15 protein-coding genes are annotated in these 15,757 nt (G+C 70.7%); 8 read left to right on the top strand and 7 right to left on the bottom strand.

The features are described 5' to 3' along the window. The first annotated feature begins 5 nt into the window (after positions 1-5). Both IF46_RS0101055 and IF46_RS0101050 read left to right on the top strand, forming a co-directional pair. A complete protein-coding gene (locus tag IF46_RS0101055; protein ID WP_030486344.1) occupies positions 6-659 on the top strand; it encodes an HAD family hydrolase in 654 nt (217 codons plus the stop codon). A gap of 28 nt (positions 660-687) precedes the next feature. Then, positions 688-1,698 (top strand): NADPH:quinone reductase, encoded by a 1,011-nt coding sequence (locus IF46_RS0101050; RefSeq protein ID WP_030486343.1) that lies wholly within the window; start codon positions 688-690, stop codon positions 1,696-1,698. 177 nt (positions 1,699-1,875) lie between these two features. On the opposite strand, the gene IF46_RS0101045 is transcribed toward IF46_RS0101050, so the two are convergent. Next, the gene (locus tag IF46_RS0101045) at positions 1,876-3,510 is read right to left on the bottom strand and encodes a fatty acid--CoA ligase (RefSeq protein ID WP_198041337.1); all 1,635 of its coding nucleotides are present in this window, start codon (positions 3,508-3,510) and stop codon (positions 1,876-1,878) included. Positions 3,511-3,581: 71 nt separating this feature from the next. Here IF46_RS0101045 and IF46_RS0101040 point away from each other — a divergent pair, with 71 nt between their 5' ends. Next, entirely contained in the window at positions 3,582-4,073 is a 492-nt protein-coding gene (locus IF46_RS0101040) for an NUDIX domain-containing protein (RefSeq protein WP_030486341.1), read from the top strand. A 45-nt stretch (positions 4,074-4,118) separates the two neighbouring features. On the opposite strand, the gene IF46_RS0101035 is transcribed toward IF46_RS0101040, so the two are convergent. After that, positions 4,119-5,027, bottom strand: coding sequence for a DUF11 domain-containing protein (locus tag IF46_RS0101035; RefSeq protein WP_030486340.1), 909 nt, complete (start codon positions 5,025-5,027; stop codon positions 4,119-4,121). A 162-nt stretch (positions 5,028-5,189) separates the two neighbouring features. Further along, complete coding sequence (locus tag IF46_RS0101030) at positions 5,190-6,299, bottom strand: NAD(P)/FAD-dependent oxidoreductase (protein ID WP_030486339.1); 1,110 nt, start codon at positions 6,297-6,299, stop codon at positions 5,190-5,192. Between the two features lie 152 nt (positions 6,300-6,451). Between IF46_RS0101030 and IF46_RS0101025 the strand changes: the two genes are divergently transcribed. Continuing rightward, entirely contained in the window at positions 6,452-7,306 is an 855-nt protein-coding gene (locus IF46_RS0101025) for a helix-turn-helix domain-containing protein (protein ID WP_030486338.1), read from the top strand. Positions 7,307-7,349: 43 nt separating this feature from the next. Here IF46_RS0101025 and IF46_RS0101020 read toward each other — a convergent pair whose 3' ends face one another. After that, positions 7,350-9,026, bottom strand: coding sequence for an MDR family MFS transporter (locus tag IF46_RS0101020; protein WP_030486337.1), 1,677 nt, complete (start codon positions 9,024-9,026; stop codon positions 7,350-7,352). A gap of 174 nt (positions 9,027-9,200) precedes the next feature. On the opposite strand from IF46_RS0101020, the gene rfaE2 reads away from it, so the two are divergent. Continuing rightward, on the top strand, positions 9,201-11,030 hold the full coding sequence (rfaE2, locus tag IF46_RS0101015) for a D-glycero-beta-D-manno-heptose 1-phosphate adenylyltransferase (protein WP_030486336.1): 1,830 nt from the start codon (positions 9,201-9,203) through the stop codon (positions 11,028-11,030). Next, a complete protein-coding gene (locus tag IF46_RS0101010) occupies positions 11,027-11,905 on the top strand; it encodes a glycosyltransferase family 2 protein (protein WP_030486335.1) in 879 nt (292 codons plus the stop codon). Before rfaE2 ends, IF46_RS0101010 begins: the two co-directional genes overlap by 4 nt. A gap of 4 nt (positions 11,906-11,909) precedes the next feature. Here IF46_RS0101010 and IF46_RS0101005 read toward each other — a convergent pair whose 3' ends face one another. Genes IF46_RS0101005 through IF46_RS0100995 form a run of 3 tightly spaced genes read right to left on the bottom strand, consistent with a single transcriptional unit; the run spans position 11,910 to position 14,079 of the window. Beyond that, positions 11,910-13,016, bottom strand: a complete 1,107-nt coding sequence (locus IF46_RS0101005; RefSeq protein ID WP_030486334.1) for a glycosyltransferase family 9 protein — start codon at positions 13,014-13,016, stop codon at positions 11,910-11,912. Between the two features lie 8 nt (positions 13,017-13,024). Then, complete coding sequence (locus IF46_RS0101000; RefSeq protein ID WP_030486333.1) at positions 13,025-13,576, bottom strand: Hsp20/alpha crystallin family protein; 552 nt, start codon at positions 13,574-13,576, stop codon at positions 13,025-13,027. Beyond that, on the bottom strand, positions 13,576-14,079 hold the full coding sequence (locus IF46_RS0100995; RefSeq protein ID WP_030486332.1) for a DUF2231 domain-containing protein: 504 nt from the start codon (positions 14,077-14,079) through the stop codon (positions 13,576-13,578). Before IF46_RS0100995 ends, IF46_RS0101000 begins: the two co-directional genes overlap by 1 nt. A 166-nt stretch (positions 14,080-14,245) precedes the next feature. On the opposite strand from IF46_RS0100995, the gene IF46_RS0100990 reads away from it, so the two are divergent. Then, the gene (locus IF46_RS0100990) at positions 14,246-14,863 is read left to right on the top strand and encodes a pyridoxamine 5'-phosphate oxidase family protein (RefSeq protein ID WP_030486331.1); all 618 of its coding nucleotides are present in this window, start codon (positions 14,246-14,248) and stop codon (positions 14,861-14,863) included. 91 nt (positions 14,864-14,954) lie between these two features. Next, complete coding sequence (locus IF46_RS0100985; protein WP_030486330.1) at positions 14,955-15,713, top strand: SAM-dependent methyltransferase; 759 nt, start codon at positions 14,955-14,957, stop codon at positions 15,711-15,713. Positions 15,714-15,757: the final 44 nt, after the last annotated feature.

The following is a 15,757-nucleotide window of genomic DNA, read 5'->3' as shown; positions in this document are numbered from 1 at the left end:
GGCCCGTGACGGATGCGGTGGTCTTCGACCTGGACGGCGTGATCGTGGATTCCGAACCGGTGTGGGAGGAGGTCCGCCGGGCGTACGTGGCGGCGCACGGCGGAACGTGGCAACCGGACACCCAACGCCGACTGATGGGGATGAGCACCGGCGAGTGGGCCCACTACCTCAGCGGTGAGCTGGGCGTCGGCCGCACCGCCGAGCAGGTCGCCGTCGAGGTGGTCGAGGAGATGACCCGACGCTACCGGGACCACGTACCCCTCATCGACGGCGCCGACCAGGTCGTCCGCCGGCTGGCCGCGCGGTGGCCGCTCGGGTTGGCCAGTTCGTCGCCGACCCGGCTGATCGAGGCGGCGCTGGCCGCCACCGGCCTGACCGACGCGTTCGGCGCGACCCTCTCCACCGAGCAGACCGAGCGGGGCAAGCCCGCACCGGACGTGTACCTGAGCGTCGCGCAGCGCCTCGGGGTCGACCCGACCCGCTGTGTGGCAGTGGAGGACTCGTCCAACGGGGTGCGCTCCGCGGCGGCGGCGGGGATGCGGGTGGTGGCGGTGCCGCACGGCTCGTACCCGCTCGATCCGGACGCCGCCGGGCTCGCAGTGGTGACGCTGGACGCGATCGGTGAGCTGACCCCCGAGCTGGTGGACGAGCTGGGTTGACGAGAGCCGAGCGGGGTAGAGACCACGGATGAGAGCCATCGTGTACGAGCGCACCGGCGACCCTTCGGTGCTGCGACTGGTCGACCGGCCGGTGCCGGAGCCGGGTGCGGGCGAGGTTCTGGTGCGGATGGCGGTCGCGGGGGTGAACCCGACCGACTGGAAGTCCCGCCGCAACTCCCCACCGGACGGGTGGCAGATTCCCGGGCAGGACGGCGCGGGGGTGGTGGAGGCGGCCGGCGCGGGGGTCGACCCGGATCTGATCGGTGAGCGGGTGTGGCTCTGGGAGGCCGCCTGGCAGCGACCGTGGGGCACCACTGCGGAATACACGCTGGTGCCGGTCCGGCAGGCGGTACGCCTCGGCGACGCCGCGTTCGAGCTGGGCGCCGCCCTGGGCATCCCGTTCCTCACCGCACACCGCTGTCTGACCGCTGGCGAGTTCATGCCGGACACGCTGCGGGCCGGCGCGTTGGCGGATCACACCGTGCTGGTGCAGGGCGGCGCTGGCGCGGTCGGCAACGCCGCGATCCAGCTCGCCCGTTGGGCCGACGCCACGGTGATCGCCACGGTGAGCAGCGCGGAGAAGGCGCAGCTCGCGGCGTGGGCCGGCGCGTCCTACGTGATCAACTATCGGGAGCAGGACGTGGTCGAGGAGGTCCGCAAGATCGCCCCCGACGGCGTACACACGATCGTCGAGGTCTCCCCCGCCCGCAACGCCTCGGTCGACGTACAGGTGCTGCGGCACGGCGGCGCGGTCTGCATGTACGCCGACGACGGTGGGGGTGAGGTGAGCATCCCGATCCGGGCGATGATGGTGCCGAACGCCCGCTGGCAATTCGTGCTGGTCTACACGGAGCCGAAGGCGGCAAAGGCGCAGGGCGTGAAGGACGTGGCGGCGGCGGCCAGCCAGGGCGGCATCCGGGTCGGCGCGGACGCCGGCCTGCCGCTGCACTACTACCCCCTGGCCGAGGCCGCTGCGGCGCACCAGGCGGTGGAGGACTCGACGGTGGGCAAGGTGCTCGTCACCACCAGCGACGCCTGATTGGGTCGCTGACCACCCGATTTCCCCGTCGGCCGGACAGAAGCGAACAACTTTCGCAACAATGACAGTGCGGGTCACCCCGCGTGGAACGGGCGGCCCCGGCGCGGTGCGAACGCCGGGGCCGCCCCTGGGGAGGGTTGTTCATCCGCCCAATAGGCGACAGTGCCGGGGAAAACGTTACGGGGCAGTCAGCTCTTGGACAGTCAGCTCGCCCCCTGCGTACCGCGAACGGACGACCTTCTTGTCGAACTTGCCCACGCTTGTCTTCGGCACCGTGTCGATGAACGCCCAGCGCTCGGGCAACTGCCAGCGCGCCACCGAGCTGGCCAGGAAGTCCCGCAGCTCCTCGGCGGTCACCGCGGCGCCCTCCCGGACCACCACTGTCGCCAGCGGCCGTTCGTCCCACCGCTCGTCCGGGACACCCACCACGCACGCCTCCAACACCGCCGGGTGGGCCATCAGCGCGTTCTCCAGCTCCACCGACGAGATCCACTCACCCCCGGACTTGATCACGTCCTTGGCGCGGTCGGTAAGCGTGATGTACCCGTCCGGCGAGAGGGTGCCCACGTCACCGGTACGCAGCCAGCCGTCGCGGAACTTCTCCTCGTCCGGGGTGTCGTCACCGACGTACCGAGCGGTCACCCACGGCCCACGGACCTCCAGCTCGCCCACGGCCTTGCCATCGGCGGGCATCGGCTCGCCCGACGGGCCGACGATCCGCGCCTGCACGCCCGCCGGCACCCGCCCCTGGGTGTAGCGGTAGCGCCACGCCTGCGCACCGCTCGCACCGGCAGGCGGACGCGAGACCGACCCCAGTGGGGACATCTCGGTCATCCCCCAGGCGTGGATGACGTCGATCCCGTGCCGCTCGTCAAAGGCGTGCATCAGCGCCGGCGGGCACGCCGAGCCGCCGACGATCACCTCGCCGAGCGAGGAGGTGTCCACGTCGTGGGCGTCCAGGTAGGCCAGCAGGTCGGTCCAGATTGTCGGCACCGCCCCGGCCAGGGTGGGCCGCTCGGCGGCGATCATCTCGGCGATCGGCGCGGCCTGGAGGAACCGGTCCGGCATGATCAGCGACGCGCCGGAGAGGAAGGCCGCGTACGGCAGGCCCCAGGACATGGCGTGGAACATCGGCACGATGGCCAACTCCCGGTCGGTCGGTCCGAGACCGAAACCCTCCGGCATGCAGACCTGCAACGAGTGCAGATAGATCGACCGGTGCGAGTAGGCCACGCCCTTCGGGTTGCCGGTGGTGCCCGAGGTGTAGCAGAGCGCTGCGGCGTCGCGCTCGTCGACCTCGGGCCAGTCGTACGTGTCGGGCCGGTCGGCGAGCAGCGCGTCCCAGTGGTGCACAGTGATCCGGTCGCCGGCAGCCGCCACCAGCGGCGCCGGGTCACCGCCGCCGACCACCACGACGTGCCGCACCGTGGTCAGCTCACCGATCACCCGGGCCAGCAGCGGAATGAGCGTGCTGTCGACGAGCACCACCCGGTCCTGCGCGTGATTGGCGATGTAGACGACCTGGTCCGGGAAGAGCCGGATGTTGAGCGTGTGCAACACCGCACCCATGCTCGGCACCGCGAAGTAGGCCACCAGGTGCTCGTTGTTGTTCCACATGAAGGTGGCGACCCGCTCGTCGCCGGTCACCCCACACTCGTCGCGCAGCGCGTGTGCCAGCCGGGCGGCGGCACGGCCCACCTCGGCGTACGTCATCCGGCGGGGTTCGGCGCCCGTCCAGGTGACCACCTCGGCCGTGCCGTGCACCCCTGCCCCGTGGTCGAGGATCCGGGAGATCTGCAGGGGAGCGTCCATCATCGTGCTACGCATGGGTAACAAGCTAGTGTCGGCGGTCACACGTTGGGAACCCCCGTAAGTTGGCGCAGGTGAGCATCTCCTGGGCCGACTCGTACGTAGGGCAGTTGCGCGCGCTCGCCGGGGACCGGACGCTGATGTTCGTCGGCGCCCGTGCCGTGGTCAACGACGACGCCGGACGCATTCTGCTGATCAAACGCTCGGACAACGGCCAGTGGGCCATGCCGGCCGGCGCGATGGAACTGGGCGAGTCGATCGCCGACTGCGCGGTCCGCGAGGTCCGCGAGGAGACCGGGCTGCGCGCGCTACGGGTCTGCGCGTTCGCCCTCTACACCGGCCCGGACCGGACGAGCACCAACATGTACGGGCACACGTACCAGGTGTTCACGACCGCGTTCAAGGTCGAGGAGTGGGACGGGCAGCTGACCCGGGTCACCGACGAGACCACCGACGCCGGCTTCTTCCCCCGCGACCGGCTCCCCGCCCCACTCTCCACCTCGGTCGTCGAGACCCTGGCCGACCTGGACGTCTTCGAGCAGACCAACCGGCTCATCCTCAAGTAGGCCGAGCTCCGGAGCCCGAGTGGGGACCGGAGCCCGGCCCCTGACCTACTCCGTTGGCGTCAGACCGACGTAGCGGTACAGCACGTCCGCCTCGTTGTTCAAGTTGACCATCCACTCCGCGCTGGACGTGGTGACCCGGCCGTGCGTGGCGAAACGCTCGTCGGTCGTACCGGCCGCGGCCCGCATCGGGATGGTGATGCTGGCGGTGGCCCCCGGCTCCAGTGGGTCGGCCGTGCAGACCAGTGGGGTCGATGCCAGATCGCAACTCCAGACACCGGAGCCGAGCGGCTCACCATCGAGCGTCACGTTGGCCGGTCGGTCGACGACCAGGCGGAGATCCTGCGCGGCCGCCGTGCCGGTGTTGCGGACCGTGAACGTCGACTGGATCGGCCCGCCCTCGTTCGGCACGTCGGTCTCGGTCCACCCGCCGGTATCCGCACCAGGCACCAGGCTGAGCTCGGGGGCCAGCGCGTACATGGCCTCGACCTGGCCGGTGTTGTTGGTCCGGGTCACCTCGCGGGCGCTGGTCGAGACCGTCGCCCCGATGGTGGCGACCGTGCCTGCCGGGCCAGCCGGCAGGCCGAGGTAGATGGCCAGCGGCTCCGCCGACCCACCCGCAGGCACTGGCCCATAGGTGTTGACGCAGACGAACGTGGAGTAGTCGCACTGCCAGGACGGATCGCCGATGATCGAGCTGCCAGCCGGCAGCTTGAAGGCGATGCTGGCGTCCGCCGCGCTGGCCGCGCCGATGTTGTCGACGGCGGCCCGCACGACCGCGACCGTCTTGTTGGACGCGATCATTGCAGAGGTACTGACCATGGTCAGGTCGATCCGCAGGTCGGGCCGAACCCCGGCCGCTTCGGCCGGAGCGGCCGGCAGCGTCACGCCGGCTCCGGCCGTGGTGAGCAGTGCGAGAGTGGTGCCGAGCAGTCGATTCTTGAGGTGCTGATGCAATGCACGTCCCCGAGTGGAAGTGAGCCGCTCGTCGCCTGCGAGGCCGGTCACGAGCGGGCCCGGCCGGACCGCCGGCCGGGGGAATCGCCCGGTGGCGCTTCCCCCTTAAGGACGTCGAACGCCGCGATTCCGTTACATGATCAAGATTTCGCAGGTAGCGCCTCAGGCTGCGGTGGGGCCGAACTGTGCGGTGAACCGGCCGGTAAACAGGTCGACGCCCTTGTACTCGGCGACGGTCGCGGCCGGAACGACGGCCAGGCCGTCGGGCGTCGGCATCTGACCGACACCGAGACGCGGCCCGAGGGGGAGCAGGATCATCGGGTCGGGCAGGGGCTGGTACGCGACGGTGGCCCGTTCGCCACGCAGCTGCGCGGTGATGTTCTGCACCACCACCTCGGCGTGCTGCAACGCGTACGCCGCCAGCTTCTCCTCGGCGACATCGGTCAGGTCACCGATCGCGTAGACGTGGCCGAGGATGGCGTCGGCCCCCCGCACGTTGAGCGTCTCGGTGACGGCTACCTGCCCCCGCGAGGTGAGCGTCGTCAGTCGGCCGTCGACCAGGTAGTCGCTGTTGGTCCGCAGACCAAAGGCACGGAACCAGATGTCGGCGGTGATCTCGTCGCCGTCGGTGGTGGTGGCCGTGAAGGTTGCGGCCCGATTGGCCTCGGTCGTCGACGGCCCGACCAGTCTGGTGCCCAGCCGCACCTCGATACCCAACTCGTCGAGCTGCCGGTGCAAGTCATCGCACATCTCCGGCTGGAAGCCCGGCAGCAGCCGCTCGGCCGGGTCGACGATGGTCACGTGCTTCTCCGGCCAGGCGTCCTTGATCTCACCGGCCAGCTCCAACCCGACCGGCCCGGCACCAAGGATCAGGACCCGCTCGGCGCTGGCCAACTCCTTGTTGGTCTGGCGCAGATCGTCGAGCGCCGCCTCCACGGAGTCGGCGTTGAGCCGGGCCGGGTAGGCGTAGCTGGAGCCGGTGGCGAGCACCAGATAGTCGGCCTCGACACGCTGACCCGAGGCCAGCGTGACGCCGCCAGGATCCACCGAGACGGCTCGATCTCGGAGCACCGTGGCCCGCGAGAGCACCGTCTCGAAGGGGAAGAACATGTTGCCCGCCCAGTCGGGCCGGACCAGGGCCCGCAGCGACGCCGCCACGTTGACGAACGCGTCCCGAGGATCGATGAGGACGACATCGGCCACCGACTCCAGCGCCTTGGCGACCGCCGTACCCCCGTAACCGCCGCCGACGACCGCAACCGTACGACTCATGACTCACGCTCCAACCGACAAGGGAATTCCGCTCGACCGCTGTCGAGCGCCTTCCCCCACGGTCGTCACCTGGCCGGAGGTCAGGGAGGCCGGACAGAGACTGGTAGTGGCAGGGACACCATCCGGTCGGCCGGCGTTGTTACGTTCGGTTGGTGAGCGACAACGAGCTCGGGCTGTTCCTGCGCGTCCACCGTGAAGCGGTCACGCCGGCCGAGGTGGGGCTGCCCGCCGGGCCGCGCCGCCGGGCCCCCGGGCTGCGCCGCTCCGAGGTGGCGGCGCTTGCCGACGTGAGCGTGGAGTACGTCACGAGACTCGAACAGGGCCGCGACCGCCGACCGTCCCCGCAGGTGCTCGCCGCGCTCGCCAACGCACTCCGGTTGAACTGGAACGAGCGCGCCCACCTGCACCGCCTCACCAAGGCGGCCGATCCCAGTTACAACTGCCGCGGCCAGATCACCCCGTCCGGCGAGGTACGTCCAACCGTGCGGGCGCTGCTCGACCGTCTCGAACCCACGCCGGCGGTGCTGCTCAACCAGCTCAGCGACGTCCTGGCCCACACCGCCGGCTACGTTCGGCTGGTCGGGCCGATCGGTCTGCTGGACGCGACACCGCCCAACCTCGCCCGGTTCCTGCTCGCCGACGCCCGAGCGCGCAGTGCGTACCCGGACTGGGACCACCTGGCCGACGAGCAGGTCGCCGCCCTCAAGCAAGGTCCGTTTCGGGCCTACCCGCCGATGGCCGCCCTGGTGGATGAGCTGACCATCACGGCGGGCGACGCCTTCACCCGGCGCGTCGACACGATTCCCAGCCTGCCGAAGGCCAGCGGCATCTTCCGCCTGGCCCATCCCGAGGCGGGCATGCTCCGGCTCGCCTACGAGACCCTCGAACTCCCCGCGGACGACGACCAGCGTCTGATCGTGCACCTGCCCGCCGACGCGGCGACCTCCGCGGCGCTCGACGGTCTCCACAGCCAGCACCCGCAGCCGCTAAGACTCGTGGCCGGATGACACCGACCGCCCCGGAGAGGTCCGGGGCGGTCGGTCGAAGCGCTCAGATCATCGTCTGGGACTTGGCCTCCATGTCGGCGGCGGCCTCCTCCTTGGATTCGCGGGTCAGCGGCTTGCCGCCCGATGCCGGGGCCTTACCGCCGAGCGGGTCGGCGCCACCGGTGGCGCCCTTCGGGCCGGCGCCCCGCAGGGGCGTGTTGGGCAGCGTCAGGGTGACCACCACCGCCAGGATCGCGATCAGGCCGGCAGTCAGGAAGACCATGTCCAGCGCGTCGACGAAGGCGTTCTGGATGGCCGCGCGTACCGGCCCCGGCAGGGCCAGGATGGTGGCCGGATCGTTGATCGAGATGTTGCTGCCGCCGCTCGCCGCGACGGCGGCCCGCTCCTGCGGAGGGAGCTGCGCGATCGCGTCGGGCAGCCGGTCAGCGAGCCCGCTGGTCAGCCGGGACGAGAGCACCGTGCCGAGGATCGCCACCCCGAACGAACCGCCCAGCGACCGGAAGAAGGTCGCGGAGGAGGTGCCGGCCCCCAGGTCGCGTACGGAGACCGCGTTCTGCACCGCCAGGATCAGCGACTGCATACACAGACCCAGCCCGACACCGATCACCACCATGTAGCCGAAAGCGACCCACAGTGAGGTGCTCACCTCCAACTGGGTGAAGAGGAACATGCCGACCAGGAGCAGCACCGAGCCGGCCACCGGGAACCACTTGTACCGGCCGATCCGGCTCATCGCGCGGCCGGTCAGGATCGAGGTGATGATGATGCCGGCCATCATCGGCAGCATCAGCAGACCGCTGCGGGTCGGCGACGCGCCCTTCACGATCTGCAGGTAGAGCGGGATGAAGATGATCGAACCGAACATCACCAGACCGATGATGAGCAGCGCCGAGTTGGCCAGCGCGAAGCTGGCGCTGCGGAACAACCGCAGCGGCAGGATCGGCTCGGCCACCCGGGCCTCCTGAAGGACGAAGAGCACCCCCAGCACCGCACCGACGACGAAGAGCCCGATGATCAGGCCGGAGCCCCAGGCGTACTCGTTGCCGCCCCAGCTCAGCGCGAGCAGCAGGGAACTCACCCCGGCCACCAGCAGGCCGGCACCGAGCCAGTCGATCGAGTGGTCCCGCCGTTCGAACGGGATCAACCGCATCACGTGGTAGCAGACGACGATCGCCAGGACCGCCAGCGGCACGTTGATATAGAAGATCCAGCGCCAGTCGGTCTCCGCGAAGTAACCACCGACCAGCGGCCCGGCCACCGACGAGATCCCGAAGACCGCGCCGAACAGGCCCTGGTAACGACCACGCTCCCGGGGGGACACCACGTCCGAGATGATGGTGAACGCGAGCGTCAGCAGACCACCGGCACCGAGGCCCTGGATGCCCCGGGTGATGATCAGCTGGGTCATGTTCTGCGACAGCCCGGCCAGCAGCGAGCCGACCAGGAACGTGCCGATCGAGAAGAGGAAGACCGGCCGACGTCCGTACAGGTCGGCCATCTTGCCGTAGAGCGGCGTCGAAGCGGTCGAGGCGAGCAGGTACGCGGTCACCACCCACGAGTAGTGGTTGATCCCGCCCAGCTCGCCGACGATGGTCGGCAGCGCCGTACCGACGATGGTCTGGTCGAGTGCGGCCAGCAGCATGCCGGTCATCAGGCCGAACATGAGCAGCCGGATCTGCTGACGGTTCAGCACCGGCACGTCAGGGGCTTCGGTGGTCATACGACCTTCTATCCGGAAAGCAGCAAACCATGCGCCCAACCCCCCTCCCCCTGCGTCGATCATGAAGTTATTGCCCCGACACGCCGAGGCGGATGGCAATAACTCCATGATCAACGAGGTGGGCGGCAGGGTCGCGCAGGTTTGTCGGGCAGGCCGTGGGGGATCCGGGGAGGCATGGCAGGAGCAGCAGCGGAACAGCGCCGGCTCGCCACCGTCGTGGAGAGCTGGCTCGGACGCCCAGTCCTGATCGTCGGTGACGCCATGTTGGACGAATGGCGGTTCGCCGACTCCGACCGGCTCTGCCGGGAGGCACCCGCCCCGGTCCTCACGTTGCGCAGGCGGATCTCCGCCGCCGGTGGGGCCGCGAACACCGCAGTCAACGTCGCCGCCCTCGGCGGCCGGGCAGTGCTGGTGGCACCGGTCGGCGCGGACGTCGCCGGGGACGAACTGCACGACTGCCTGGACCGCGCGGGCGTCTGGGATCGCACGGTAAACCAGCCCGGACGACCCACCCCGGTGAAGCGACGGATGCTTGCTGGCAACCAGATCCTGCTGCGCGAGGACTCCGGCGATCCGGACGACGCCCTGGACCACGAGGGCGTGACCCGGCTGCTCACCGCCCTGAGCTGCGCCACCGAGGAGCTGCGCGCCGCCGCCGGTGGCGAGGCGCCGACCCTGGTGGTCTGCGACTACGGCCTGGGCGCGCTGCCCGCGCCGGTCCGCGCGTGGCTGGTCGAGCAACGCGAGCGGTACGCCACGGTCGCGCTGGACGCCCACGACCTGGCCGACTGGCGGGGCCTCGCGCCGACCGTGGTCACCCCCAGCTTCGCCGAGGCGACCCGGCTGTTGGCCCGCGCGGGCGGGATGACCCGACCGGTTGGCGGGACCGAGCTGCACCTGGAACACCTCGACAGCGACCCGGCCGACGGGCCCTCCGAGATGACCGTAGGGGCGGCCCCGGGCGGGGTACGCGCCGACGACGGCACCGCCGAGCCGGCGGGTGCCGACAGCACCGGGCCGGTCGGTGAGCCCACCCCGGGTGAGGGGCGGGTCGCCCTCACCGGCGACGGGCTCAGCGTCACCGGCACCGGCGTCACAGTGAACACCCGGGCCGGCGAGGGCGTGGACCGGGCTGTCCTGGCCGAGTCGCGCCTGGCCGAACTGCGCGCGCACACCGGTGCCGACGTGGTCGCGGTGACCCTGGACACCGAAGGTGCGGTGGTCGGCGGCGCCGACGGGGAGCCGCGACGCAGCCACAGCACCCCGGTGCCGGCGAGCCATGCCGTGGGCGCCGGCGACGCGTACCTGGCGGCGATGACGTTGGCCCTGGCCGCCGACGCGCCACTACCCACCGCCGCCCAACTCGCCCAGTTGGCGGCCACCATCACCGTCTCGGACACCGGCACCTGCGTGTGCCGGCGGGACGACCTGCTCGCCGCGCTCGACCAGCCGACCGAGACCACGAGCCACCCCGCGCTTGTCGGCGGCGACGAGTTGGACGCGATCGTGGCCGAGTACCGCGAGGCGGGACGGTCGGTGGTGTTCACCAACGGCTGCTTCGACGTGCTGCATCGCGGGCACGTGCGCTACCTGGAACAGGCCCGCGCGCTGGGTGACCTGCTCATCGTGGCGGTCAACTCGGACGGCAGCGTACGACGGCTGAAGGGCCCGGACCGGCCGGTCAACCCGGTCGAGGACCGGGGCGCCCTGCTCGCCGCGCTCGCCTGCGTGGACCACGTGGTGGTCTTCGAGGAGGACTCGCCGGCCGCGTTGATCGAGGCGGTCCGACCCGACGTGTACGTCAAGGGTGGCGACTATCCGCCGGAGCTGGTGCCGGAGGGGCCGCTGGTGCGCCGGCTGGGCGGCCAGGTGCGCACCCTGGGGTACGTGCCGGACCGGTCCACCTCAGCGATCATCGAACGGATCCGGTCGCACAGCCAGGACCCGTCGCCGCAGGTCGTAGACCCGACACCCGACCCGTCGCTGCGCACCCAGGCGTCGTGAACCGCCCCCTCGACCTCGGCGCCCCGGAGGAGTTCCGCGCCGAGCGGCTGGTCGACGTGCTGATTCCGACCCGGAACCGGCCCGCCGAGTTGGCGGTCACCCTGGGTGGGCTCGCCGCCCAGGAGGGGCTGCCCGGCTTCGGTGTGGTCGTCAGCGATCAGTCCGATGGGGATCCGGCGTACGCGCATCCGGCCGCAGCCACCATGGTCCGGGCGCTACGCCACCGGGGTCACCCGGTGCTGCTGACCCGCCGGCTGCCCCGACGAGGGTTGGCCGAACACCGGGCATACCTGCTCGCCGCCTCGACCGCCCGGTACGTCCTCAGCCTCGACGACGACGTGTGGCTGGAACCGGGGACGCTGCACCGGCTGGTCACCGCGATCGGTGAGCTGGGCTGCGGGTTCGTCGGCAACGGTGTGCACGGGCTCTCGTACGCCGACGACCTGCGGCCGGAGTCGCACGGCCACTATGAGGAGTGGATCGGCCCGCCCACACCGGAGCGGATCCGACCCGACACCCCGCAGTGGAACCGAGCGCGGATCCATTCGGCCGCCAATCTGCTGCACATCACCGAGCAGTTGGCGCTGCCGCCGGGCGCGTGGCGGGCGTACAAGGTCTCCTGGATCGGCGGGTGTGTGCTCTACGACCGGGCCAAGCTCGTCGACGCCGGTGGCTTCGACTTCTGGCGTCGGGTGCAGGAGAAGCACCAGGGCGAGGACGTGGCCGCACAGCTCGCGGTCTTGTCCCGGTACGGCGGGGCAGGTGTCCTGCCCAGCGGGGCGTACCACCTGGAGTCCCCCACCACTGTCACCGACCGGGACGTGGAGGCGTGGGAGGTCGTCCTCGCCGACGAGGACACCCCGCAGCCGGCCTGAAGAACTACGGGGTGAGCAACTCCCGGGCGGCTTCCAGTACCTCGACCACTGGGACGTCGGTGACGAACGAATCCCGGTGTGGGCAATCACCGTCGCCCGGCCGGTGCGGATAGATGCCCGGTGTGCAGTCGACCCCGCAGACCGGGCAGTGCACCGTCCACGAACTGATCGGCCGGTGCCGGCCCCGCAACGGGCTGGCCCCGTTGATCAGGTTGCCGACCCAGAAGATGCCGACCGTCGGCGTACCCACCGCAGCGGCCAGGTGCAGCGGGCCGGTGTCGTTCGAGACGACCAACGCGCAGTCGGCGTAACAGCCCACCAACCCGCCCAGGCTGAGCGTGCCCACCTGTGGACGCACCGGCACCTGCGCCACGGCGACGACCCGGTCCACCACCTCCTGCTCGGAGCGCGTGCCGGTGACCAGCACCTCGTAGCCGTCCTCGTGCAGCGCACGGGCCACCTCGGCGAAGCGCTCGGCGGGCCAGCGGCGGCGGGTGTCGGTGGCGCCCGGATGCAGCGCCACCCGGGGACGGTCAGCCGGGCCGAGCACCCGGGCGGCCTCGGCCCGGTCGGCGTCGGTCACCGCAAGCGTCGGGGTGATGGTGGTGGCCGGCGCTCCCACCAGCGCCACCACCTCCAGGTAGCGGATCACCTCGTGCTGGTAGTAGACGTAGCGCAGCCACCGGTCCAGCGCCGGCGCGTCGTCGGCGCGCAGGCCGACCGTCACCCGGGCACCGAGCCGGCTGACCAGCGGGTTGGAGTTGGCCCCGCCACCGTGGATCTGCACCGCCACGTCGAACCCCGCACCCGCGGCAGCGGCCAGGAAGTCGTCCATCGACGACTCCGGCTCACCCGGGTCGGGGGTACGGATGCCGGGCGCCGGCGGCACCACCAGCACCCGGTCCACCGGGCCGGGCCGGTCGCGCCAGAGCTTCGCGTGCCACGGCGCACCGAGCAACACGATCTCCGCCGAGGGGTACGCGCAGCGCAGCGCGTCCAGCGCCGGCAGGGTGAAGATGAAATCGCCGAGCGCGTTGGCACGCAGCACAGCGATCCGCCGTACGTCGGGAAGGCGCTCGGGGGTCGGGCCGAGCACGGACGCGGTGACCACGCGGCCCGCTACTGCCGGTCGATCTCGCCGACGGTGTCCGGGCGGTGCAACTCCCGGTCCGCGGCAGGATCGGCCGGCATCGGCGTACCCGTGGAGAGGCCGCCGGAGCGCGGCCCGGTGCGGCCCACGGTGATGGTGCGCGGCGTGGGCCGGGTCGCCCTGGGCAGGTGGACCCGGAGCAGGCCATGGTCCATGACCGCGTCGATGGCGTCCGGCTCGACCCGCGACGGCAGGTTGACCCGGTATTCGAAGCCGCGCGTCTCGAAGCCACCGGGGATGCCCTGGTCGGCGTTGACCTCCGCCTCCGAGCGGGCCCGCACGCACAACTCGCGGTCGTCCAGCTCGACCGCCACCTCCTCCGGTGCCACCCCGGGCAGCCGGACGATGACCTCCCAGCCGTCCGAGGTCTCGGTCAACTCGACGTCGGACGCCCCGGCGCGACCGCCGACCAGGCGGCTCAGCTCGGCGCGCAGCGACTGCAACTCCCCCATCGGGTCCCAGCCCTGCTGCCGGCTGCCTCGCCAACCCCGGCCGAAGCCACCGAACTGCTGCTCGCTCATCACACCTCTCCGATCCGCTGGGTGGCCGTGGGCGGCCGTAGTGAGCTGGGCGCGTCCAGGCCGGCGTCGCTGTCGACGCCCACACCGAGCCGGTCGACCAGCTCACCACCGAGCCAGGCGCTGATGCCGAGGATCGCCACCGCGACCACCTCGATGGCGACCAGCGCGCCGCCGGCGGCCCGGGAATCCGCGTTGAGTCGCACGGCCCACACGGCGGCGAAGAGCAGGATCACCGCGACGTTGGCGGCCGCGTGCAGCAGACCCACCCGCTTGGCGCGGGTGCCGGTCGGGATCGCCAGCAGGTCGAACGAGCCGGCCGCCGCGGCGAGCAGGCCGCCGATCAGACCGACGGTGATGTTCCAGTACGCGACCTCGCCGAGGAAGTCGGGACCGCCGACGGTGTCCACCACGTCGAAGAGCACCGCCGTGGCCAGCAACGCCACCGGGAACATGACCAGCATCGGATGGACTGGGTGACCCAGCACCTTGAGTCGGCTCTCCATCTCCCGGCCTCCACTGGTCGGCGTCCTGCGGAACGGTCTCCTGCGGTGGGCACGTCGGGTCAGGCCGTACCCCCGTCCACCCGGCACAAACCTCGCGCTGGTCACGGCGGCCTAGGCTGACCACGATGGTGCCCGCCACCGGGTCAACGGCTGAGGGAGGACCGACGTGACGGTAGAGATCACCTCGCACGACGAGTTGCGCGAGTTGCTCGGTGTACCGAGCGCGCGGGCCGCCAACAAGGAACGCACCCGCCTGCACGAGCGGGACCGCGAGTGGCTCGGCGCCTCGCCGTTCTGTCTGATGGCCACGGCCGGCGCGGACGGCAGCTGCGACGTCTCACCCAAGGGCGACCCGGCCGGGTTCGCCCTGGTGCTGGACGACACGACAGTCGCGCTGCCCGAGCGGCCGGGCAACAAGCGGGCCGACGGCTATCGCAACATTCTCGACAACCCGCACATCGGGTTGCTCTTCCTGATCCCCGGGCGGACCGACACGCTGCGGATCAACGGGCGGGCCCGCCTGGTCAGCGACGCGCCCTGGTTCGACGACATGGTGGTCAAGGGGCACCGGCCGGTGCTCGCCGTCGTGGTGGAGATCGAGCAGATCTTCTACCACTGCGCGAAGGCGTTCCTGCGGTCGGCGCTGTGGCAGCCGGAGACCTGGCGGCCCGAGGCACTGCCGTCCCGAGCACGCCTGATCAAGGAGGTCGAGGCGCCGGTGGAGAGCCTGGAAGACTTGGAACGGCACTACGGCCCGGAGTACGCCCAGAAGATCTACGTCTGATCCCGCTGCACCCAAAGAAAGTTCGCACCCTTCCGTCAACCTGTCTTTGCGGAGAGTAACGGCGCCGGGGGTCGCCTGATAGCTTTCATCGATGGGATCGACAACTGAGCAGGGCGCTTCTGGCCACGTTGATCGCGTCGCTGACTACTACGACGACAACACGCGTCGGTTCCTCATGGTTGCCGAGAGCCCCGGCAGTGACGCCATCCACCGTGGCGTATGGACTCCGGATGTCGCGAATTCCGCGGAGGCCATGGACACCGTCAACCGCCTGATGATCGAGCGTTTGCGCGACTACGTGCCTCAGGGAAGCGCAAGGGTGCTCGACCTTGGTTGTGGCGTCGGTGCGACGATGGTTCGCCTGGCCCACGAGGTGGACGGGTTCATCTCTGGCGTGACCATCAGCCGAGTCCAGGCTGAGATCGCAGCGAAGCGGTTCGCCCGCGATGGACTGACCGACCGTTGCCACGTGATCTGCGCCGACTTCGCCGAGCTGCTGCCTGCGGAACCGCGCTATGACGCCATGGTCGCCGTAGAGGCGGTAGTTCACTCGCCGTCGCTGGAGAACCTACTCCCATCCCTGGTGGATCGGCTGCGCCCTGGCGGCCGCCTGATCTTGTGCGACGACTGGATGACCGAGAAGGATCGCGGGCTTGCCGCTCGCGAGCGCTGTCTCGACCAGTTCCGCGCCGGCTGGCGTATCGGGAGTTTGCATACTGTGGCCGAACTAGTTGCCATGTCTGAGCGCGCTGGCTTGCGCATGGTCGAGGACCTGGATCTGACCTCATACTGCGCCTCGGTCGGCCACGCGACCGCGTGGTCAAGCTGGCCGTGGGTGCCACAGCCGTAATTCCACGGCTTCGCAACCGTCTTGTTGAGATGCCCCTATGGGCC

It is taken from the genome of Micromonospora chokoriensis, assembly GCF_000718555.1.
GTDB classification, from domain to species: Bacteria; Actinomycetota; Actinomycetes; order Mycobacteriales; family Micromonosporaceae; genus Micromonospora; species Micromonospora chokoriensis_B.
The sequence above is the reverse complement of the archived record's forward strand: the minus strand, read 5'-3'. Positions and strand labels throughout refer to the sequence as shown.

Coding starts and splice junctions, on each gene's coding strand:
- IF46_RS0101030 (WP_030486339.1), bottom strand. CDS start 6,299: ATGAGTCGTACGGTTGCGGTCGTCGGCGGCGGTTACGGGGGTACGGCG.
- rfaE2 (WP_030486336.1), top strand. CDS start 9,201: ATGGCAGGAGCAGCAGCGGAACAGCGCCGGCTCGCCACCGTCGTGGAG.
- IF46_RS0101045 (WP_198041337.1), bottom strand. CDS start 3,510: ATGGACGCTCCCCTGCAGATCTCCCGGATCCTCGACCACGGGGCAGGG.
- IF46_RS0100985 (WP_030486330.1), top strand. CDS start 14,955: ATGGGATCGACAACTGAGCAGGGCGCTTCTGGCCACGTTGATCGCGTC.
- IF46_RS0101000 (WP_030486333.1), bottom strand. CDS start 13,576: ATGAGCGAGCAGCAGTTCGGTGGCTTCGGCCGGGGTTGGCGAGGCAGC.
- IF46_RS0100995 (WP_030486332.1), bottom strand. CDS start 14,079: ATGGAGAGCCGACTCAAGGTGCTGGGTCACCCAGTCCATCCGATGCTG.
- IF46_RS0101020 (WP_030486337.1), bottom strand. CDS start 9,026: ATGACCACCGAAGCCCCTGACGTGCCGGTGCTGAACCGTCAGCAGATC.
- IF46_RS0101050 (WP_030486343.1), top strand. CDS start 688: ATGAGAGCCATCGTGTACGAGCGCACCGGCGACCCTTCGGTGCTGCGA.